The sequence below is a fragment of the Colwellia sp. 20A7 genome (genome assembly GCF_009832865.1).
Lineage (GTDB): Bacteria > Pseudomonadota > Gammaproteobacteria > Enterobacterales > Alteromonadaceae > Colwellia.
This window is the reverse complement of the sequence record NZ_CP047130.1, coordinates 1,099,910-1,122,190: the sequence shown is the minus strand read 5'-3', so window position 1 is coordinate 1,122,190 and position 22,281 is coordinate 1,099,910. Positions and strand designations below refer to the sequence as shown.

Annotated in this window: 20 protein-coding genes; 7 read left to right on the top strand and 13 right to left on the bottom strand. The window is 34.7% G+C overall.

Annotation, left to right across the window (positions count from 1 at the left end; genetic code table 11):
• Positions 1-2: 2 nt before the first annotated feature.
• The 4 genes from GQS55_RS04890 to GQS55_RS04875 form a co-directional block, all read right to left on the bottom strand.
• Positions 3-605, bottom strand: a complete 603-nt coding sequence (locus GQS55_RS04890; RefSeq protein ID WP_159818482.1) for a YqiA/YcfP family alpha/beta fold hydrolase — start codon at positions 603-605, stop codon at positions 3-5.
• Between the two features lie 78 nt (positions 606-683).
• Positions 684-1,442, bottom strand: coding sequence for a metallophosphoesterase (locus GQS55_RS04885; RefSeq protein WP_159818480.1), 759 nt, complete (start codon positions 1,440-1,442; stop codon positions 684-686).
• Positions 1,443-1,449: 7 nt separating this feature from the next.
• Positions 1,450-1,941 (bottom strand): DUF1249 domain-containing protein, encoded by a 492-nt coding sequence (locus GQS55_RS04880; protein WP_159818478.1) that lies wholly within the window; start codon positions 1,939-1,941, stop codon positions 1,450-1,452.
• Positions 1,942-2,086: 145 nt separating this feature from the next.
• Positions 2,087-2,722: an NUDIX domain-containing protein gene (locus GQS55_RS04875; RefSeq protein WP_159818476.1), complete on the bottom strand. Its 636-nt coding sequence runs from the start codon at positions 2,720-2,722 to the stop codon at positions 2,087-2,089.
• A gap of 154 nt (positions 2,723-2,876) precedes the next feature.
• On the opposite strand from GQS55_RS04875, the gene tolC reads away from it, so the two are divergent.
• The 3 genes from tolC to GQS55_RS04860 all read left to right on the top strand — a co-directional run bounded on the left by tolC (position 2,877) and on the right by GQS55_RS04860 (position 6,149).
• Complete coding sequence (gene tolC, locus GQS55_RS04870) at positions 2,877-4,223, top strand: outer membrane channel protein TolC (protein WP_159818474.1); 1,347 nt, start codon at positions 2,877-2,879, stop codon at positions 4,221-4,223.
• Between the two features lie 230 nt (positions 4,224-4,453).
• Positions 4,454-5,392, top strand: a complete 939-nt coding sequence (gene lpxL / locus GQS55_RS04865) for an LpxL/LpxP family Kdo(2)-lipid IV(A) lauroyl/palmitoleoyl acyltransferase (RefSeq protein WP_159818472.1) — start codon at positions 4,454-4,456, stop codon at positions 5,390-5,392.
• A gap of 127 nt (positions 5,393-5,519) precedes the next feature.
• Complete coding sequence (locus tag GQS55_RS04860) at positions 5,520-6,149, top strand: TcpQ domain-containing protein (RefSeq protein WP_159818470.1); 630 nt, start codon at positions 5,520-5,522, stop codon at positions 6,147-6,149.
• 140 nt (positions 6,150-6,289) lie between these two features.
• On the opposite strand, the gene GQS55_RS04855 is transcribed toward GQS55_RS04860, so the two are convergent.
• A complete protein-coding gene (locus tag GQS55_RS04855; RefSeq protein WP_159818468.1) occupies positions 6,290-7,330 on the bottom strand; it encodes an NAD-dependent epimerase/dehydratase family protein in 1,041 nt (346 codons plus the stop codon).
• 233 nt (positions 7,331-7,563) lie between these two features.
• Positions 7,564-8,844: a Vi polysaccharide biosynthesis UDP-N-acetylglucosamine C-6 dehydrogenase TviB gene (gene tviB, locus GQS55_RS04850; RefSeq protein ID WP_159818466.1), complete on the bottom strand. Its 1,281-nt coding sequence runs from the start codon at positions 8,842-8,844 to the stop codon at positions 7,564-7,566.
• Between the two features lie 469 nt (positions 8,845-9,313).
• Between tviB and GQS55_RS04845 the strand changes: the two genes are divergently transcribed.
• The 4 genes from GQS55_RS04845 (at position 9,314) to serA (ending at position 13,849) form a co-directional block, all read left to right on the top strand.
• Positions 9,314-10,837 carry a peptide MFS transporter gene (locus GQS55_RS04845; RefSeq protein WP_159818464.1) on the top strand — a complete coding sequence of 508 codons (1,524 nt, stop codon included), beginning with the start codon at positions 9,314-9,316 and terminating at the stop codon, positions 10,835-10,837.
• Between the two features lie 69 nt (positions 10,838-10,906).
• The gene (locus GQS55_RS04840; protein ID WP_159818462.1) at positions 10,907-11,536 is read left to right on the top strand and encodes a 5-formyltetrahydrofolate cyclo-ligase; all 630 of its coding nucleotides are present in this window, start codon (positions 10,907-10,909) and stop codon (positions 11,534-11,536) included.
• 111 nt (positions 11,537-11,647) lie between these two features.
• A complete protein-coding gene (gene rpiA, locus GQS55_RS04835; protein WP_159818460.1) occupies positions 11,648-12,304 on the top strand; it encodes a ribose-5-phosphate isomerase RpiA in 657 nt (218 codons plus the stop codon).
• Between the two features lie 300 nt (positions 12,305-12,604).
• Positions 12,605-13,849: a phosphoglycerate dehydrogenase gene (gene serA / locus GQS55_RS04830; protein WP_159822561.1), complete on the top strand. Its 1,245-nt coding sequence runs from the start codon at positions 12,605-12,607 to the stop codon at positions 13,847-13,849.
• A gap of 217 nt (positions 13,850-14,066) precedes the next feature.
• Here serA and maiA read toward each other — a convergent pair whose 3' ends face one another.
• The 7 genes from maiA to GQS55_RS04795 form a co-directional block, all read right to left on the bottom strand.
• Positions 14,067-14,708 (bottom strand): maleylacetoacetate isomerase, encoded by a 642-nt coding sequence (gene maiA / locus GQS55_RS04825; protein WP_159818458.1) that lies wholly within the window; start codon positions 14,706-14,708, stop codon positions 14,067-14,069.
• A 27-nt stretch (positions 14,709-14,735) separates the two neighbouring features.
• Entirely contained in the window at positions 14,736-15,737 is a 1,002-nt protein-coding gene (locus tag GQS55_RS04820; protein WP_159818456.1) for a fumarylacetoacetate hydrolase family protein, read from the bottom strand.
• Between the two features lie 292 nt (positions 15,738-16,029).
• The gene (gene tyrR / locus GQS55_RS04815; protein WP_159818454.1) at positions 16,030-17,595 is read right to left on the bottom strand and encodes a transcriptional regulator TyrR; all 1,566 of its coding nucleotides are present in this window, start codon (positions 17,593-17,595) and stop codon (positions 16,030-16,032) included.
• Positions 17,596-17,757: 162 nt separating this feature from the next.
• Positions 17,758-18,096 carry a 4a-hydroxytetrahydrobiopterin dehydratase gene (locus GQS55_RS04810; protein ID WP_159818452.1) on the bottom strand — a complete coding sequence of 113 codons (339 nt, stop codon included), beginning with the start codon at positions 18,094-18,096 and terminating at the stop codon, positions 17,758-17,760.
• A 116-nt stretch (positions 18,097-18,212) separates the two neighbouring features.
• Positions 18,213-19,025, bottom strand: a complete 813-nt coding sequence (phhA, locus tag GQS55_RS04805; protein ID WP_159818451.1) for a phenylalanine 4-monooxygenase — start codon at positions 19,023-19,025, stop codon at positions 18,213-18,215.
• Positions 19,026-19,308: 283 nt separating this feature from the next.
• A complete protein-coding gene (locus tag GQS55_RS04800) occupies positions 19,309-20,415 on the bottom strand; it encodes a YcjF family protein (RefSeq protein ID WP_159818449.1) in 1,107 nt (368 codons plus the stop codon).
• On the bottom strand, positions 20,412-21,887 hold the full coding sequence (locus tag GQS55_RS04795; RefSeq protein ID WP_159822559.1) for a YcjX family protein: 1,476 nt from the start codon (positions 21,885-21,887) through the stop codon (positions 20,412-20,414). Before GQS55_RS04795 ends, GQS55_RS04800 begins: the two co-directional genes overlap by 4 nt.
• Positions 21,888-22,281 lie beyond the last annotated feature (394 nt).

Genomic DNA, 22,281 nt, shown 5'->3' with positions numbered 1-22,281 from the left:
GCTTATAGTTGAAAAAATTCTGCAATCATTGGAAGTTTTTCATTAAATCCAACAAAACTATGGTTACCGCCTTGTTCAATGATAAAACGGCTATGTTTAAATTTCTCAACTGCTTGTTGATAATCTAACACTTCATCACCTGTTTGTACCATAATTAGGTAATTATTTTTTTGTTCATCGTCAATCGCAGGAGCGCTTTGCTCAATTGCTTTAAGATCAAGCATATGTTGCTTTGCTACTTGATAAACGGTGTTGGTATAAGGGTTTATTTGTTCACCAATATAGTTCTCTAATAAGCAATAAGGCTTAATTGCCGGGTTTATCAACACAGCAAGGAGCTGATATTTATTCGCTAAATAGTGAGAGAAATATCCTCCTAATGATGATCCCATTAAAAACCACATATTATTGTCTGCAGTATTTGAGGCTTTGGGTTTAAGTATATCCTCTAACTGCAACAACACTTCATTTGGTGAATTAGCTAACTGAGGGCAAATAAAGTTAATGTCTGGAAAGTTTTCATGAAAATACTGACGAGCTTGCTCAGCTTTTAATGAATAGGGAGATGAATTAAAACCATGAATATAAAGAATGTTTTTTTGCATATTGTTATATTTCCCCCTAAGTAAAGCCTCCTTGTCCTAGATAGTAATTTATATATTAAAGCTAATATTAAAACTATATCAGAACACGATAATTTCGCGGCTCATTGTACCATTACTTTCAAGATAAAGAAGTTGGTAACTTGGTAAAATAGAGCCTATTTCTTCTTTTGTATCACCAAACTGTACAGAAGTTGCTGGACAAGTATACACATCAACATTAAATTTAGATAAGTGTACTGCTCTGTGAACATGTCCACATGCAATACCTTTAATTTGACCGTCCTTTTCATTTAACTCTGCAATCGTTTTCCAAAAATCATCTTGAGCTAATAGTCCATGTTTATCAATATAGTAGCCTACGTCGATAGGATGGTGATGCATCATTAACAATTGAAATTTAGTGCTATCCATTTGTTGTGATAACGCCTGTAAATTTTGTGATGAAACTAAACCTGACGGTGTATCGCTTTTACTATCTAATAACTGTATTTGCCAAAAGTCATTATAAAGCATTTTATTAGGTTGAAAATTAGGCTCTACTAGATGTTGGCTCAATAAAGCGCGATCATCATGATTACCCGCTAAAAAATATACCGGGATAGCAAACTTTGCTTGCTCAATAGCATGAACAAAATGATGATAGGAGTCTTCAGTATGATCTTGAGTAAGATCACCAGTAAAAACAATGCCATCAACATTTTTTCGTTGAGCAATATCAGTTAAAACACGGTTTAAATTTTGCCAAACATTTGCACCTAAATGCTTAGCTTGCTTGTCAGCAAATAAGTGACAATCACTAAATTGTGCAATAACAAACGTTTCTGCTGGGCGATTCATAAATTTATTATCCGTTCTTTTTTAGCGTTAAATTAACCTGACCATGCTCTAAACAAAGATGTAACCACTCGTTTAAAAACTGATTTATTTGCTGTTTTTCATCTTGCTGATGCATATCTTTATTTGGGTAATCGTAACGGGGTTTCACTTGAAAAACATCTTGATTACTAATGACTTCCGCCAGACGAGCATCATGATACAAACGAATACTCATACGAGGATGAAGTGAATGAGTATATGTTTTCTCTTTATCGGTAGTTCGAGTAAGCATTTTTTGTTCAAAAGTAATGAGTGATGTATAGCGAGTGACTTCATTCACTGTTACCACATAGGTAAGGTGCTCATTAATAAAAAAATGACGCTGTTGGTTAAGTGCCGTTTTATCAGCTTGTATTTTCAATAATAAAAAATAATTGTTAGCACACAAAGTCATCAAGCTAACTAAGTTAGGTTGATACCTTGTTCTTCTATTCACTGTGCTATTTGGGAAAAAACTCACTAATATCCTATGCTGGGCTATGTTGTTGTAATATTAATAATATAGTTGTGCTGCGTGTACTATATTAAATGTCATTTATTGATGGGTGTCATTTGTTGAAACTGAGAAAGATTTGATCTTGCAGCATATGATTAATAAATTCAACCTACAGACTTTGATAGTTCATTGCTAACCATTGTAAGCCAATGATGGTAGATGCATTGATAATCTTCCCTTCCTTTAATAGTGTTAACGCCTCTGTACGCGAGACAATATGAAGTAATATATCTTCATTTTCATCCTCTAAACCATGAACACTACCAGGCGAGACTTTGTGGCTATCAAACTTAGCCCAATATAAATGAATACATTCGCTCATTCCTCCGGGGCTAGAAAGATATTTCATTATGGGCTTCATATTGCTTACTTCTAAGTTAATACCTGCTTCTTCTTTCGTTTCTCGTATTGCAACATCAATAGAGTTCTCATTACTTTCAAACATCCCTGCTACAAATTCAAGTAACCAAGGTGTTTGCTCGGTACGTAATGCCCCGGCTCTAAATTGCTCTAATAATAATAAATTATCTTCGATAGCATCGTACAACATAACAACAACGGCATCACCACGTTCGAATACTTCACGCTTCATATGTTTACTGAATTTTTGAGAAAACAACTTATGCTGAAGTTGATATTCATCTACTTTAAAAAAACCTTTATATTTAGTATTAATTGCTGAAATTGATACGTCATTTTGGGTATATTGCAGCATAGATATTGATTTACTTTGATTATCTTGCATAAACACTCTCTTTTTAATAATAATTTGTTACACTATCGGATATTGATTTTATTTGGTTAGTTTCAAAACCCCTGTAACATAATCTTGTATATATATAAGATATTTCATTATATCACTATAAACGGGAACTCATCGCCCAAGGAAAGCTCGACTCATGAAAAAAACTTTAAGTACAATTATTATAGCGCTTGTAGGTACAATATCAGCGACGAACACTCATGCCGAAGACTTATTATCGGTTTATCAACAAGCCTTATTAAACGACACCGTTGTTTTAAAAGCTCGAGCTCAATTTGAAATAGTCAAAGAAGACATTACGCTAGCACGTTCAGCATTATTACCACAAATTAGCGCCTATGCTAATTATAGTGACGGTCAAAGCGAAAGCTATGATTATGATATTAATGATGTGTATACAACAGAATATAAATCGCTAGGTTATGGCGCGAACCTGAACATGCAGCTTTATCATCATGACAGCTGGTTACGTTTAAATATAGCTGAAAAATCTGCTCATCAAAGTGATTTGATTTATCAAGTAGCAAAACAAGATTTAATTGTACGTGTTGCACAAGCGTATTTCTCTTTATTAAGCACTAAAGATGATTTAGTTTTTGCTCAATCAGAAAAAGCAGCGATTGCTCGTCAACTTGAACAAACTAAACAGCGTTTTTCTGTAGGTTTAACGGCAATAACTGATGTACACGAAGCACAAGCTCAGTATGATACTGCAGTAACAGAAGAGATTCGTGCTAAAAATGCAATTTTTAGTGCTGAAGAAGAATTACGTGTTATTACTAACAATTACCCTAAAAGCATTAATGTATTAAATACAGATCGCTTTAGCACATCAACACCTACACCAAATAGTGCTGATGAATGGCAAAAAGCGGCTGAAGCAAAAAACTTAGATTTAATTGCATCTAGAGTCGGTATTGAAATTGCCAAACAAACAATTAGTTCAGCTAAAGCAGGTCATTATCCAACACTAGATTTTGACGCTAATTATAAAAGTAGCGACAGTGAATCAGACATCAATTCTATTAACATTAATACGCCAGCCTTAAATGATTATTCAGTAGGTGTAACTCTGAATGTACCTCTTTATTCAGGTGGCGCAATAGAAAGTAGTGTCCGTACTGCCCAAAATAACTTTGTTCTAGCTAGCCAAGATTTAATGCAAACACATCGTTCAGTTGTACGTACTACTCGTAATGCATACAACACAGTAGTAGCAAGTATCTCTAGTATTAAAGCTTTTGAACAGTCAGTACTGAGCGCAACCAAAGCATTAGAAGCAACGGAAGCTGGTTTTGAAGTAGGCACACGTACTATTGTTGACGTATTAGATAGCACGCGTAATCTATACAACGCAAAACGTAATTTATCATCAACGCGTTATTCTTACATTCAAAACATATTATTATTAAAACGTGCTGGCGGTACTATTACCGACGAAGACATCACGTCAATTAATACAGGATTAATGGCTGCAAAGTAATATTAAAGAATAAAGTAATTAAGGGGACCTATTTAATACGGCCCCTTTTTTTATAATAAAAGCACCTTAATTACTAATACCGTTTTACTTAAAAAACAGTGAAAAAATTAGACTACAGCTAAAGGTAGCCGCACTTTTAATAAAACCGTCAGTTCTTCTTTCACATAACTGCTGTTAATCGATATAATTAACATCAAATAATCTCCTTAATCCTATCAAGAGAAAACACTGTGAGTAAAAATAAAGTTTTACAGCCTGATTTTAAACTAGCCTTTTTATTGCCTAAATACTGGTTAACTTGGCTAGGCGTTTTTATTCTTTACAGTATTTCGTGGCTCCCTTACAAGTGGCAATTAGGCTTAGGTCGAATGCTAGGGCGTCTACTATATAAAATAGGCTCCAAAAGAAAACACATTGCGGATGTTAACTTAAAGTTGTGCTTTCCAGAAATGAGCGAGCAAGAAAGAGAAGTAATATTAAAGAAAAACTTCGAAAACACAGGCATTGCATTATTTGAAACTGGCATGGGTTGGTGGTGGCCAGATTGGCGTATTAAACGAAAGTTTAATGTGATTGGGTTAGAACATATAGAAAAAGCGCAAAGCGAAGGTAAAGGTATTCTCTTGCTTGCAATGCATTATTTAAGTGTAGAAATTAATGCACGTGGAATAGGTTATGGACATCCGATGGTAGTGTTTTATCGCCCGCATAATAACCCTTTAATGGAGTTCTTCCAATTTCGTGGGCGTGGGCGTTCAAATAAATATATGTTAGGTAAAAAAGACGTCAAAGGCCTGATGAAAGCTTTAAGAGATAAAGAAGCCTGTATTTATTTACCTGATCAAGACTACGGCAGAAATCGCAGTTTATTCGTCCCCTTTTTTGGTGTAAAAGAGACTGCAACAACAACAGGTACGTTAATTTTTGCGCGACAAAAAAATGTTGAAACAATGATGATCGTTCCAATTAGAAATGAAGATGACAGTGGCTATACCTTAACAATTTCTCCACCATTTGATAATTTTCCAAGTAAAGATGACGAAGCTGACTTAATACGCGTGAATCAAGAATTAGAGAAAGCGATTTCTCAAAAACCAGAACAATATATGTGGTTACACCGACGATTTAAAACTCGCCCTAACCCAGATGAACCTTCTGTTTACAAGTAACACGCATTACGAGTAATCAATAATCAACGAAGCGATGAATATATACTGTTATTCTTTGATAATTATTTAACTATTTTGTATGGTATAGCCTTATATTCAACATTATAGCAATTGGAAGTGTACCTATATGGGGTTTTGGATTCGAAGTGCTATTATTGCAGCTATCTTGATTGGTCTTGCTGTTGCTTTTTTTCTCAATAAAGATTTACTGCTTTCTTCAAATCAAGGTGATGCACAATCATCAACACTTGAAGCTAGTGGTACGATAAAAAAGCAACTTAACACCAAAAGACCAAATGCTGCAGCTGAAGGGCTCTCTAATTTTTATGCTAAAGTTTATGGTGATAAAGAAGACAGAAAAATAGTAAATAATGTTATTTTTTTGCCAGAGCCGGAAGGTGATTTAACTAAAATATTACAAGCAAGAGAAATAACCACACGCTCTTACCCTAGAAGCTGGCGTGGAACCGAAGAAAGCCGCCCCTTTAGAGTAGGAGAAACGCTTTATCAAAAACTGTCTGAATATTCATCCAGCGAAGGGTTAGATATTATGTGGCGTATCAACAGAGATTTTGTCATTAAAAATCCTTTTCGTATTGATAACGACATCATAAATACAGCGAAGAAAATAGGCGATGCAATATCAAGCCATTTTCCTGAAGGTATTAATAGTTATTTTTGTTATCGCCAACGAACTTTAGTTTTTGTTAATGAGCCTAATACTTATCTTGATGATGAATGTCTGCACTTAAATTAATACCAAGTGAAGAAGATCATTTATATGACTTATGCAAAAAGGGAATTAACTTAGTAATCCCCTTTTCAGTTGTATATGTAGCTAAACGTTAAGCTGACCAGGTCAAGCTGTTAACTTTAACCTTTAACCAAAAAGCTACTTTACTTATTCAACAAAAATGAAACATACCAAGGCATTGCTTTATCAATGCCTTGTTGAATTTTAAATTCTGGTTCAAAACCTATCATTGATTTTGCTTTTGAAATATCGGCTTGTGAGTGACGTACATCGCCCGCTCTAAATTCACGGTAAACAGGTGATTTTTGATATTTAATACCATTACTTTGCAAAGCACTCTTTAAGCTGTCAAATAACGTGTTTAAAGTAGTTCTATCACCTAAAGCAACATTATAGACTTGGTTCTTTCCACTATCTGGAGCTGTCGCTGCTAAAATATTAGCCTGTACTGCATTTTCTATAAAACAAAAATCTCTACTTGTTTCACCATCACCATTAACCTGAACATCTTGATTTTCAATCATGGCTGCAGTCCATTTAGGAATAACAGCAGCATACGCTCCGTCCGGGTCTTGACGTTTACCAAACACATTAAAGTAACGTAAACCAGTAGCATTGAGTCCATAAGTTTTATTAAAAACATCCGCATATAGTTCATTTACATATTTGGTAACCGCATAAGGTGATAATGGCTTACCAATATTTTCTTCTATTTTAGGTAATGCAGGGTGATCACCATAAGTTGAGCTAGAAGCAGCATAAACAAAGCTACTAACCATAGCTTCTTTTGCTGCAACCAACATATTTAAAAAACCCGTTATATTAGCAGAGTTAGTTAAAATAGGATCAGCAATAGAGCGCGGTACAGATCCTAATGCAGCTTGATGAAGAATATAATCAACTTTTTTATCAACTGTACCCACTGCTTTTTTACAATCATCAAGACTACGAATATCACCTTCAATAAAAGTAAAGTTTTGCCATTGCTCAGCGGAAACTTGTCCTTTAACTTCATCTAAATTATGCTGATGTCCTGTCGCAAAGTTATCTAGCCCTACTACGTTTTGATTTAAAAGTAATAAAGTTTCTAATAAGTTAGAGCCAATGAAGCCAGCACACCCAGTGACTAACCATGTTTTAGGTGCGGATGTTAATTGTATTTTTATTTCTTGATAACGAGTCATAAAGTAAACCTGAAATTAATATATTTGATTGTTAAATTTCGTATTAAATACTTACGAAATGACGAAAATAAGATGGTATAGAAATGATAACTATTCAGTTAGATTGATGCAAAACTTCTTGATTTGACACTTAATTAAAAATCTTACTCTTCATTTTTACACCTTTAAATGTTTCGCTTCCCTCATAGCAAGAGGAAAGCGAAACATCTAAAGAATGAAAAGACTTGCCTAACCTATAAACGAATATCGGCTAATTGAGGATCAAGCATATATTTTAAATCATAAATAACATGATCAGTTTTCATTAAACCTTTAATATCATCATTTGATAATGCTTTAAATTCATTATGAGCTACAGCGAAAATAACAGCGTCATAATGAGAATTTTTAGGTTTAACTATTAACTCTACGCCATACTCATCTTTTGCTTCGCTAGGATTAACCCAAGGGTCATAAACATCTACATTGGTATCGTACTCGGCAAGTTCAGATAAAATATCAACAATTTTAGTATTACGAACATCAGGACAGTTTTCTTTAAAAGTTAATCCCATCACTAAAACGTTAGCGCCATTAACACCTATATTACGTTTAATCATTGTTTTAATAAGTTGCGAAACGACATAAGCACCCATCCCATCATTAATACGACGACCTGCTAGAATAACTTCTGGATTGTATCCTATAGATTGAGCTTTATGTGTTAAATAATAAGGATCTACTCCAATACAATGACCGCCAACTAAACCTGGACGGAACGGTAAAAAGTTCCACTTTGTGCCAGCAGCTTTCAATACTTCTTCAGTATCAATATTTAACTTATTAAAAATAACGGCAAGTTCATTTATTAACGCTATATTTAAATCACGTTGGGTATTTTCAATAACTTTTGCAGCTTCTGCAACTTGGATACTTGACGCTTTATATGTCCCTGCCGTGATAATTGAGCCGTATAGACTATCAATAAAATCTGCAATTTCACTCGTTGAACCTGACGTAACTTTTAAAATATTAGTCACTCTGTGTTCTTTATCACCTGGATTAATACGTTCAGGTGAGTAACCGGCAAAAAAGTCTTTGTTGAACACTAAACCTGAATTTTTTTCTATTTGCGGAATACAAACGTCTTCAGTTGCTCCAGGGTAAACAGTTGATTCATATATGACAACATCGCCTTTTTTGATAACAGTAGCAAGCATTTGACTTGCTTTAACAAGCGGAGTTAAATCCGGTTGCTTATGTTCATCAATAGGCGTTGGTACCGTTACAATATAAACATTACTAGATTTTAATGCTTCTACATCACAAGAGTATGAAATAAAAGCTGAGTCAGCTAATTCATCTGCTGACACTTCTAAAGTGAAATCGTGACCTTGCTTTAGCTCTTCTACACGCTTGGTGTTAATATCAAAGCCTAGAGTTGGATATTTCTTCCCAAACTCTACAGCTAAGGGTAAACCTACATAGCCCAGACCAATAATAGCTATTTTTACTTCACTTAATGTAATTGACATTGAATTATTCCATTTAAAATTGTATTAAATTCCACTAACTAGTGACCATAAGAATTGAGAGTGCTTAAACTATACGTAAATACGTTTAATAAATTTATTTAGCATTTTATTTCGCATAATATTCACATAATAATAATAACAAAAGTTTAACAGTATATTTATAGGCAAACAACTTCAAAGTCATGCATGTTAGTGCTTAAACTGTGCATGATTGTAATATCATCAATTAATAGCAATAGATTCCTTTTGAAATTGCCTTATTGCCCATTTTATTTTTTATTCTAGGAAAGATTTCGCTACACAACTTCAATTAACCAGTACCTTGTTCGTTATCCAAACTTGCCTTTAAACCAAAGCACAGGTATAAAAGCACATTGTGCATTTTTTTTGCCGTTTGAATTTTTAAGGCAAAGTGTACATTTACGCAAGTATCTCTACTTAATATAATAATGAAAATTAGGACAATTTTATGTCATCAAAACCAGCAAAAGACTTTTTTGGTCAGCCGAGTGGCCTTAAAACGCTTTTTTTTACAGAAATGTGGGAGCGCATGAGTTATTACGGCATGCGCATGTTACTTGTTTTATTTATGACGGCGACTTTACAAGAAGGTGGTTTAAGTTTAACCGTTGCTTCAGCAGCTGCAATTTACGGATTATACACAGGTTGTGTATATTTTATGGGACTTCCCGGTGGTTGGCTCGCTGATAGATTAATGGGTGGACAAAAAGCCGTATGGTATGGCGGTATCATCATTATGATTGGTCATATCATTTTAGCTATTCCTAGCGAGTATTCATTCTTTATTGGTTTGATTTTTGTTGTCTTAGGTACAGGCTTATTAAAACCAAATATTGGTGCCATGGTTGGTCAACTATATTCTGATGAAGATGTTCGTCGTGACAGTGGTTACGCCATTTATTATATGGGTATTAATATAGGTTCAATCATAGGTTACGGTGTTTGTGGTTATCTAATGGAAAATCAAGGTTGGCACTGGGCGTTTGGTGCTGCTGCCATAGGTATGGCTGTAGGCTTAATTCAGTACAAAATTACAACACCTAACCTTAATGGTGTTGGCGCAAAACCAGTTTATCCTTTATCAAAAAAGGCACAAAAATTAAGTTGGACTATTATCGCTATATTTTTAGCTAGCGTTGCAGCGTTAACTTATGCCATATTTCAAGGTATTGTTACAATTGTACCGGTAACTATTGCGCAATATGTTGCTGTTGCTTTTTCTGCTATTTTCGTCGTTTACTATGCCACTATTTATTTCGGTGGTTCTTTATCTGTTGCTGAAAAGAAAAAACTCATAGCGCTACTTATTATCTGTGTCGCTTCCGCTTGTTTTTGGTCTGGTTTTGAGCAAGCAGGCTCTTCAATGAACTTATTTACTCGTGATTATACTGACCGTATCGTCGGCTCATTTGAAATACCAACAGGATGGTTTCAATCGTTAAATTCTATATTCATTGTCTTATTATCTCCTTTCTTTGCTGCTTTATGGATTAATTTAGGAAAAAGACTTGTAAGTCCTTCTTATGGAATAAAATGTGCAATTGGTTTAATTATTATGGGCAGCGGCTTTATTGTTATGTTTTTTGCAGCACAATATGCAGCGTCAGGAATGAAAATTGCGCCTTATTGGTTAGTGGCGACTTATTTCTTACATACTGTTGGTGAATTATGCTTAAGCCCTGTAGCGTTGAGTGCGGTAAGTAAATTATCACCAAAACGCTTTGCAGGACAAATGATGGGTATTTTTGTATTAACTTATTCTATTGGAAATATCATTTCAGGTTTATTAGCAGGTAATTATGATCCAAATAATGTTTCTCAAATACCTTCGCTATACATACAAATTAGCTTATTTACGATTAGTATTGGTTTGATTGTTTTACTAATAGGTTTCAAGTCACGATTCTGGGAAAATGTATCAGATGAAAATGAAACAAAGACTAATCCTAATTTAGCAAATAATAATGCTTAATTAACTTTTATTTAGCATTAGGTGGGTGTTTCAATACACCCACCTTTATTTTCAATTAAGAAATATTAAATGACTAAATCTTTATTAATACCAACCCAATACTGCGATAGAAACTCAATTAGAAAAACAATTCGTAGCAGAAGAAAAGAGCTCACAAATACATTTCAACAAGAAGCTGCTCAGGCTTTATTATTAACATTAAAAAAAAGTATTTTTGTAAAAAAATCTCAACATATTGCTTTGTACTTAGCTAATGACGGCGAATTAGATTTACAGCCATTTATTCGTTGGTGCTGGCAACAAAATAAACATGTTTATTTGCCCGTTTTACATCCATTTTGTTCAGGTCATTTGCTATTCCTTTTATATGAAGAAAATAGCGTAATGATACAAAATAGCTATGGTATTTTTGAACCTAAATTAGCCGTCAATAAAATTTGCCCATTAGCCCAACTTGATCTTTTATTCACACCATTAGTTGCTTTTGACGATAAGGGTGCTCGATTAGGAATGGGTGGTGGCTTTTACGATAGAACACTTGCCAATTGGCAACAACATCACTTCTATCCAATAGGGCTTGCTCATGATTGCCAACAAGTCGAGACTATTCCTGTAGAAAATTGGGATATACCATTGCCAAAAATTATCACCCCCACTCACACTTACAATTTTAATCTAAAAAGAACTAATTCAATTTAGTTAATACCAACTTAGTATAAATTGCTATTACTGTCTTTTTAACAAGCTACTGCTATAATCTGCGCTATTAATGAAATACTAAAAATAGCTAAACACCTATAAGGCAAACTCATGACACAAGATGAAATGAAAAAAGCAGCAGCATATAAAGCATTAGAATTTATTAAAGAAGGCACTATTGTTGGTGTTGGTACTGGCTCTACCGTTAATTACTTTATTGACGCTTTAGCAACGATTAAAGATGATATAGAAGGTGCAGTTTCCAGCTCTGATGAGTCGACTAAACGTTTGGAAGCACATGGCATTGAGGTATTTGATCTTAATAACATTGGTGTTTTAGATGTTTATGTTGATGGTGCTGATGAAGTTAACGAGTATTTAACCATGATCAAAGGTGGTGGTGCTGCACTCACAAGAGAAAAAATTGTTGCCGCTGTTGCCAATCAATTTATTTGCATCGCTGACGATTCAAAGTTAGTTGACATATTAGGTACTTTCCCATTACCAATTGAAGTGATTCCTATGGCGCGTAGCTATGTTGCTCGACAATTAGTAAAACTTGGCGGCGACCCTGAATATCGTCAAGGTGTTATTACTGATAATGGTAATATCATTATTGATGTGCATAACTTAAAGATTATTGATGCTAAAAAGTTAGAAGCTGATATTAATGCTATTGTTGGTGTTGTCTCAAATGGTTTATTTGCCGCAAGAGGTGCTGATGTATTGATCCTTGGTAGCGCTAGCGGCATTAAAGTTATTAAGTAATATCATATACTTATAGGTTATTAAATTAATTTACATTAAATAATAAAAATATAATTTAGAACACCTAGCGCTCATTCACCGAACTAATTCACCTAAGCAATCAGATAAATAAACATAAAAATCAAACACTTGATTTGTTTGCTTAAATATTTTCTTTAGAGTTTATACGCTATATGTTATCTTACTGAAATTATAGATATCTAGCCATCTAAACGTTTTATTTAGCTGACTTTTATTTAACTGACTTTTTTACTAACAATGTAATTCTAACTTAAATAAGTGAAGCCATACCTTATGACAATAAGCAAAAAATCATTAGCAAAAGACAAAATAAAAATCCTTTTACTTGAAGGTGTTCATCAAAGCGCACTTGAGGAGTTAAAAGAGAAAGGTTATACGAATATTGAGTATATTAAAACATCACTTTCTAATGATGATTTAATTGCCAAAATAGCTGATGTGCATTTTATCGGTATTCGTTCTCGTACTCAGCTAACTGATGAAGTAATAACTCATGCTAAAAAGCTTGTCGCTATTGGCTGTTTTTGTATTGGAACAAACCAAGTTGATATCAAAGCAGCTAAAAAACGTGGTATTCCAGTATTTAACGCACCTTTTTCTAACACTCGTTCTGTTGCTGAATTAGTATTAGGCGAAGCATTATTACTGCTACGTGGTATTCCAGAAAAAAGTGCAAAAGCACATCGTGGTGAATGGTTAAAATCAGCAGTAGGCTCTTTTGAGGCTCGTGGTAAAACACTCGGTATTATTGGTTACGGACATATTGGAACTCAACTTGGTATTTTAGCCGAAACATTAGGTATGCGTGTTAGATTTTACGACATAGAAACTAAATTACCTTTAGGTAATGCAAGTCAATCATCTTCATTGAAATCACTATTAAATGAAGCTGATGTTGTTAGTTTACATGTACCAGAAACACCTCAAACACAGTATATGATAGGTAAAGATCAGTTTACTGCGATGAAAAAAGGCGCTATTTTTATTAACGCTTCTCGCGGTACCGTTGTGGATATAGAAGCACTTGCACAAGCATTGACAGACAAGAAAATAGCCGGTGCTGCTATTGATGTATTCCCTGTTGAGCCAAAAGGTAATGATGATGAATTCGTATCACCATTACGTGGTTTTGATAATGTAATTCTAACACCACATATTGGTGGTAGTACTAAAGAAGCACAAGAAAACATTGGTTTAGAAGTAGCAAGTAAATTAGCTAAATATTCTGACAATGGCTCTAGCTTATCAGCAGTTAACTTCCCAGAAGTATCACTGCCAGAGCATTCTTTACCTGGAGAAACAGGAACAAGCCGCTTATTACACATTCATCATAACCAACCAGGCGTTTTAACAAAAATTAACCAAGCCTTTGCTGAAAACAATATAAATATTGCTTCACAATATTTACAAACAGATTCAGAAATTGGTTATGTGGTTATTGATATTGAGTCATCTGATAGCGCACAAGCATTAAAAGCATTGAAAGCAATTGACGGTACAATTAAAGCAAGAATATTGCATTAATTTACCAGGTTGGGTTCTAATCTCGTTAACCGCGATTAGAACCCAACCTATTATTAGTATAATTCCCTTATCGCAACACAAATAGAGTTACTAGACTCTTATCCCGTTAATACATATTCCTTTAATACATATTCCTCTGAACTTCATTTACACCTATTACCAATTTAATGTAACACGCTAAGCAATAATACTTACATGAGCAAAGTTTTGATCAACATTATGATTGTGCGTCAGCCTGATTTTCAGGGAGAGCTAACTGAAAAGCTTCAAGTTTACTGCAATTATCTACTACTCGATTTATATAGGGGAAGTGACTCATATCAATACCAAAACGATGGGCGTTATACACTTGTGGTATTAAACAAATATCAGCAACGGTTATTTGATCTTTAAAACAGTAACAGCCAGAGGTATGTACAAGTTGCTTTTCTATCGCATCAAAACCGATAACCATCCAATGCTTAATCCACGCTAATTTAGCATCACTTAGTAAGTTAAGTTCATCCACTAAATATTGTTGAACACGTAAATTATTTAATGGGTGAATTTCACAAGCAATATCTAATGCAAGTGCTTTCACTTTAGCTGTCTCTTGTAAGTTATCAGGATATAATGATAACCCTGATTTTTTAGACTCAAGATAATCAATAATTGCTAGTGACTGATGTAATGTGAAATCACCATCTATTAAGGTTGGCACTAATTGGTTAGGATTAATGGCGGTATAATCATCCTTACATTGCTCTCCACCATTTTTAACTAAATGTACGAAAATAGATTCAAAATCGATTTTTTTTAAGTACAAAGCTATCCGTACTCTATAAGCTGCAGTTGATCGCCAATAACCATAAAGTTTCATATTATCCCCTACTTTTAATATCTTTCGTTATGATATTTTATATTCGACAACCTTTTGATTAATAGCACCAAAAATACTATCACCATTGTCGTCAAGCATCTCAATACGGACTTTATCGCCAAACTTCATAAACTCAGTACTAGCAGTTCCGTTTGCAACTATTTCTAACATACGCTTTTCCGCTAGACAGCTTGAGCCCGCCGAACGATCGTAATTAGAAATAGTGCCTGAGCCAACGATACAACCCGCAGACAAAGGACGAGTTTTTGCTGCATGAGCAACAATGGTTGGAAAATCAAACGTCATATCAACACCGCAATTTGGCTTTCCAAATAAGGTGTCATTCAAATAGGTTATTAATGGTAAATGTAGTTTTTTACCGTTCCACGCAGTCCCCAACTCATCAGGTGTAATAGCAACAGGAGAAAAGGCACTTGAAGGTTTTGAGCTAAAAAAGCCAAATCCCTTGGCTAATTCGCCAGGAATTAAATTACGTAACGATACATCATTAACAAGCATTAATAATTTTATATGGCTTGCTGCTTGCTCTACAGAAGCGCCCATTGGTACATCATCAGTAATGACTGCCACTTCCGACTCAAAATCAATACCGTAGCTTTCAGATGCCACATTAATATCATCATAAGGACCAATAAAAGCATCAGAGCCACCTTGGTACATTAAGGGATCTGTCCAAAAGGTTTCTGGCATTTCAGCATTACGGGCTTTTCGTACTAGCTCTACATGATTCACATAGGCACTACCATCAGCCCATTGATAAGCTCGCGGTAATGGTGATTCACAATTAGATTGTTCAAAATCAATGACGCCATCCATATCTGTATTAGATACAGTCTTATTTAAGGTGTTATAAATGAGCGTTAATTTAGGAGCTACCTCTTGCCAGTTATCAAGAGCATTTTGCAATGTAATAGCAATATTAGGTACAGCAATCGCTTTTTCCAGGTTTCGACTTACAACAACGAGTTGACCGTCGCGCGTATTATTTTTAAGAGTAGCTAATTTCATGGCAAACCTTTCGTAAAAGACAATAATGAGAGAAGACTAATTCTATGAATATTTAACTAAAATCGACAAGTAATTCCAAAAGAGAACAGAGAAAGCCTTGGAATAAATTCTTTACAGGTATTTTTCCACTTGCATGACAACACCGTATTTTCTATTTGTCACGGTTAAATGACTTAAAGAGGAGGTTATATATCATTAATATCAGATCGATTATCCTTTGTCAGTATACAATTCCTTACGTTTGCTTATATGCTGACAAAGGTATTTCACTATTTTTGTTATGTTATTGAGGCTAAATTTTTACGGTTTTTTTATTAATGTCATATTCACGTAGCTTGTTAGCAATGGCAGTGTGACTTAAACCCAATTTTTTCGCTAGTTGCCTAGTACTTGGGTATGCAGGGTAAAGTTTGCGTAATAAATCAGCTTCAAAACCTTTTACTGCAGCATCGAGTGTACCTTCAAATTCTTGTTCTAAATAGCCATGCTCACGGGTATATGCTGGCAGTTGAAGGTGACTAATTTCAATCTCATCACCTTCTAGCAACGAGGTTGCTCGGGTTAACACATTTTCTAACTGCCTCACATTACCTGGCCATGGGTAATGCTCAATAAAATCTCGACACTCTGGCGTTAATTTTAAATTGACTCTGCCAATACGTTGCCCAGCATGCGCAATAAAAAACTCAGTCAGCGGTAAAATATCGCTTCTTCGTTCACGTAATGGTGGGATATTCAAACCGAAAACATTTAAGCGATAATAAAGATCTTCTCTAAACTCTCCAAGCGAAACTAAATGGAGCAAATCTTTATTAGTAGAACTAATAATACGGACATTTACGGTAACTTCTTGTTCGGAGTTTACTCTTCTAAAGCTACCATTTTGAATAACACGCAATAACTTACTTTGAAGCTTAGTAGACATTTCGCCCACTTCATCAAGAAAAACACTACCATTGTCAGCAAGCTCAAAGATACCACGTTTGCCCTGAACTTGATCTTTTTCACCAACACCAAATAATTCAGATTCAGCGACATCATCAGGTAAAGCCGCACAGTTTAAGGTCATAAAAGGTTGATCAGCACGTTCACTCGAAGCATGACACGCTCTTGCTAAGAGCTCTTTACCTGTGCCTGTTTCACCGATGATTAGAATAGATGAGTCAAGTAAAGACATGCGCTTAGCTTCTCTAATTACTTTTCTCATACCCGTGCTTCTTGCTTGAATCCCTGAAAAAGTATTCTCGCTCGGCTGTTTAAAAGCATTAATTTGTTGGCCTAAACGGGCTTCAGATTTCAAAATTAGTACAGCCCCAGCCAAGATTTTTTTGTTATGTTCAGTATCATCTTCGCTAGCAACATTAATTGGCATTATATCGGCGACAAAGTCCTCACCTTGGAACTTCAATCGACAAGTTTGCGCTAAGACATCATCACTATCTAACCAACGAGTAAAGTTAAAGCCTTTTAGCCACTGACTCACATGCTGACCTTTCACGCTTTCATCATTATCACACCCCATAATAGTAGAAGCGATATTGTTTACGATACGAATATTACCTTTAATATCCAGGGAAATAAAAGGATCCGGGAAGGTTTTAATTAATGTTACTAATTCATTTCTTTCACGTTCTGATGGCATATAAGGTGCTGTTCGTACATCCCCTACTCCTTCTAACAAACGTAATTGTGGCATAAATTTTTGTAAATCTGAAAAGTCTAAATCAGGTATATTGATAAAGATTCTGCCTGGCTGTTTTAATTCAATACCTCGAACATTAATCCCATGTTCAACAAAAATCCCTAATACTTTTTGCCCCATACCAACACGGTCATGACACGTAATTTCCAAGCGCATTTATACAACCTTTTCAAATACAAAAAACTTATTGTAAACTATTTTTTACAATATAAAAGCCTTAATAATAGATATTATTAAGGCTTTTATATATTACAAGAATCCACTTTATAGCAAAGAGGAATAATGTTTGTGATCTGAAATGTTAAAAGTAAAGGTAACTTATAGTAATTGGTCAGTTTTTGCTGCACAAATAAAGTCATTTTTATGTAAACCACCGATAGAATGTGTCCACCAAGTTACCTTTACTTTACCCCACTCAAGTAAAATGGCAGGATGATGGAATTCTGATTCAGCTAATTCACTCACTTTGTTAGCAAATGCCCATGCTAATTTATAGTTTTTAAATGTGTACTCGCGCGCTAACATCATCACATTATTGTGTACTTCAGGCAGCCAATCAGGAACTTGCTTTAATAGGCTCTTCAATTCATCGTCACTAACTTTAGGTGCATCACTATGGCATGCTTCACATTGCTGTATTGATAATTCATTACTCATTTTATATTCCTTAACTAATACTTAACTATTTCGGAGTGATACTAAGTAGCTATACAACTAATATATATTTAACTGATAGGTACTTAACTGGTAGCCACTTAACTAATAAATATGTGCTAAGCGACTTCTTTGGGTGGGAATTTAGCATCAAATAAACCAAGTAATTTGGCTTCTTCAATTAACTGCAAAATTTCGTCAACATCCAATTCTCTAATACGATCTAAATCACTTACGCTATTTAACATAAAATATACTGGCTGCATAATATCAATACGATATGGCGTTCTTAATACGTCAATCACCTTATCTTTACTCAGTGCCTTACGCTCAACATTTTCATTTGTTAATGCATATAGCGTTTCACTAGGTGAAGATAAAATTCCACCGCCGTAAATTTTTAAGCCTTTAGCCGTATTAAGTAAACCAAATTCAATAGTAAACCAATATAAGCGAGCTAAAAATAGTCGTTGCTCTTTTGTCGCATTTAACCCCATTTTTCCATAGGCTTGGGTATAATTTGCAAATGATGGATTAGTTAATAAGGGGCAATGGCCAAATATTTCATGAAAAATATCAGGCTCTTGTATGTAATCCAAGTCTTCATTTGTGCGAATAAAGGTTGCGACTGGAAATTTTTTTTCTGATAAAAGTTTAAAAAACTCACCAAAACCAATTAATGCTGGAACGGGATAACACTGCCATCCAGTGGTTTCTAACAATACTTTTGAAACATCGCCTAGTTGAGGGATTTTATCTAATGGTAATTGCAGCTTTTCTAGCCCGACTAAATACTCATCACAAGCCTTACCCTTTATATGCACGAGCTGTCGAGTAATGAGTGTATTCCATATTTTATTTTCTTGTGCAGACCAATGAATTATCCCCTGTTCATCAGCATACTTTGAAGTATACTTTGCAGATTTAGTCATTGTTGTAACCTTATTTTCTATACGGGCAAGCCCCTTAGTTACATTCATATTACGGCATGAGATGAGGAAAAGGGAAGTAACGTTAAGCTAACAAAAAACATACACATGATTAAAATGTAAACTAATTATTACAAGTCACAATGAGTATGCGTAAGAACAGCTATTGCTAGTTATGTTAGCCTTGAGTTAGCAAGTGCTGTAACTAACAGCACTAAGATGAGAGAGTTAATGATTCATAAAATCAACATAATAGGTTAACAATGAATAGACTACCTATTAAAAATTAAGCTTTTTGACTAATAAGATTTTTAATCGTAGTAAGCATTTCTTTTCGAACATGAGCAAGTTTAGGCTTGTCTTCGAAAGGAATTGGGCGACATAACTGCATAGTTTTTACACCTAATCGAGCTGTTAACATACCTGCACCTAGTCCCTGTGCTAAACGCCCTGAAAGTTTTCCAAGTAAATCGGCACCTATCATATCACTACCAAAATCAGCAATTAATTCACTTGCTCCAGCATAAACCATGTTAATAAACACTTGTTTAATCAACTTAATGCGGCTCCAATACCCTAACTTTAAACCATACAAGCCAGCAACTTTATTTATCATCCTTAGGTTTCGCCATACAATAATTAACATATCAATTATAGCAACAGGACTAAGAGTAACTAAAACAACTGCTTCAGTTGAGAAACGTGCAATTTCAGCCATCGCTTTTTCATCAACTTTTGATAATACTGAACGTGAATAAAGTTGTAATAGTTCACTATCTGAATATTGATCATTTAATGCATTTTGCCACACCTGATCTTTTTCATTTTCCGAGGTAAGATCGCAAGGTAGACTTTCAGTTATTTTTTGACAAAAATGTTGTACATTTAACTGCTCTGATGAAGATCCTTTCAAGCTATCGCTGCTTAGCAATAACTGATTTGCTTCTTTCTTTAATACTTCTCTTCGTTTAAATTGCCTTAATTTAGACCATTCACTGAAAACAGTGGTAGAAGTAATAATGGCTAAACACGATAAAATAACAGCATAAATGCTTGTAATAATAGGCGACTGCTCAAAGCCATTAATAAAAAAATCAACCCCCTCTACACCAATAATAACCGTAAGTAACGTAAAGACTATTCGCCATAACCAACGAGGACGGCTTTTGTTATTTTTTGAGGCGCTATCAACGGATAAGCTATTTTTTTGAACTGTTGGCAGTTCACTTACCTCATCTATAGGTAAATAATCTTGATTATCAAAAATGACCTGTGCGCCATTTTCAGTTTCTTTTGCTTCTTGAGCAGACTGTTGATCTGATAATTCGCTCTCAGAAAAGAGAATTTGTTGTTGATGATTCTCTTCATCAGTTTTATTATTTATTTGGGTCATATCATTTTATCTGCTAGCAAAAATTGTAAAACTTGATCCATACGAATATGCGGTAAAGGCTGATTTTTTTTCAAACCACTCATAGGAAGAAAATTTATGAAATTAAAGGCACATGCTTGCCAAAATTCTGGTTTAGGTAAATGTTCTGGTACAGAGCCAGGAAATACTGTGATTTTTTCTCTTGTTGTTGGCGTAGCTTCACTCTTTAATGAGCTTTGATTTGTGTTTATTTGATCTGTGTAGCCTTGAATAACTGAAAATTGCTGGCCTTTATGGTGGCTCTTGCCTGATGTTGTACTTTTCACCGAGGCTATTGCGAGCGTTTTCATTTCTATGGCTTCAAAATTGATATTATGCTTACTTTGAAAGATGAGCTCATTAAATAACGATACCATAGGCGCATGTTGCTCGCCAGTTACGTGATCAGCTTTGGTTGCGGCGAAAAGTAACTTATCTATTTTTGGTGAAAATAGACGAGAAAACAAACCAGACTTACCATAGCCATAACTCTCTAAAATCATATCAATGGCTAACTGCAAATCAGCAAAACCTTCTGCCCCACCATTTTTAGAACACGAGTTTAATGGCGTCAAACAATCAGCTAAAACAATTTGTCGATCAAACCGTAAAAAGTGCTGCCGATAGAATTTTTTAACGACTTCTTCTTTATATTCAATAAAACGCGCTCTTAACATACCAATAAAACTATTATCACTGGCGTTTTGATAATCATTACCATCAATATTTGTTAAATTTGGAAAAGGAAAAAACTCTAAAATGGGTGCTCCCGCCAATTCAGCAGGTAAAATGAATCGTCCTGGTTGAATAACACTAAGCCCTAATTGATAACGGAATGTATATAATAAGTCGGTATATTCTTTAGATAATTGCGCTAATAGCTCTTCATCAGCCTCATCAAACGGGTCTATATTCGCGACTTTGGTTAAAAAGTCCTGAGAGAACTCCATACGCGGTGATGCGGTTAATAAGGCTTGTGTTTGTTCAGACCATTGTTCATAAGTTTGTTTGAGCATAGGTAAATCAAGTAACCACTCTCCTGGATAATCAGTTATATCAAGGGTTAGTGTCGCCATATCAGCGGCATACTTTAGTAATGATTTCTGAGGCTGATAGCGAATAGCAAGACGCAGTTCACTAATACCATGAGTTGGCTCAGGCCATGTTGGAGGTTCATTGGTAAGGGAAGTTATTGCTTTATCATAATCAAACCGTGGAATAGTTAAATTCTTTTGCGGCACACGTTTAGCGGCTATAAAATTCCCGTTATGTACAGGGTCAAAAAAACTTAACTTACTACCATTTCCTTCGGTAATTAGTTGATTAACTAACGACGTTATAAAAGCTGTTTTTCCGCTTCTACTTAAGCCAGTAACCGCTAAGTTGATATGTTGATCAAACGTACGATTGAGTATTTCACCGGCTTTATTTTTTAATTTATCTAATCGTTTGATAAAGCTGCTCCATAAGTTAGCTCTAAGAAATGATAATATAGCAGAACTCTACCTGCTCATGTATAGCTACTATATAAAATATGAATAATTATCTCGTTCTAAAGTACGTTACAGGTTTTTTATAATGCACTGACCTGCTCATTTCAATATTATGTCTTTGATTAGTGTAAGTTAAGCGTACTTAAGAATTTTGTCATTGAAAGGTTTTTCCTTTACTGCTACTTTTTCTAGGGCTCGCTTTCGGATAAAAACCCACAACATTAAAGACTTCAATGAGCAATAAGCTATATATACGCTAATCTTCAAACTCTCATTCAACATATTATATTTACTGGGTGGGCTTTTTAACTTTCGGTGTTTTAGGGAATAAATAATATAAAAAAGCCTAATTAAA